General features: G+C 39.4%; 1 tRNA gene. It reads left to right on the top strand.

Annotated elements, in window-relative coordinates:
* Window positions 1-21 precede the first annotated feature (21 nt).
* A tRNA-Ala gene (locus FCS21_RS16720) sits at window positions 22-97 on the top strand.
* Window positions 98-350: the final 253 nt, after the last annotated feature.

The following is a 350-nucleotide window of genomic DNA, read 5'->3' as shown; positions in this document are numbered from 1 at the left end:
CATTAACTAGCAAGTCAAAGAGGGGCTATAGCTCAGCTGGGAGAGCGCCTGCCTTGCACGCAGGAGGTCAGCAGTTCGATCCTGCTTAGCTCCACCATTTACATTTTTACCGCGTTACTTTAACGCTCGCCTAAGAGATACTAGGCGTCGCATTAAAAAGCCTTGTAAAAAAATAAATGGCGATAATAAATTCTTCTTAGTAAAGAAAGAGACCAAACTTAAACCATCATTTGATGATGACTTAAGTTTGGTTTTTTAAACCATATCGTTGCCGAATGTGTGCAACTGATAAGTTCTTTAACAATCTGGAAAGCTGATATAAATATCGGTATTTATAAGGTAAGCACGGT

The sequence above is a fragment of the Colwellia ponticola genome (assembly GCF_005885605.1).
Classification (GTDB): Bacteria; Pseudomonadota; Gammaproteobacteria; order Enterobacterales; family Alteromonadaceae; genus Colwellia; species Colwellia ponticola.
This window is presented reverse-complemented; position numbering and strand designations above follow the sequence as displayed.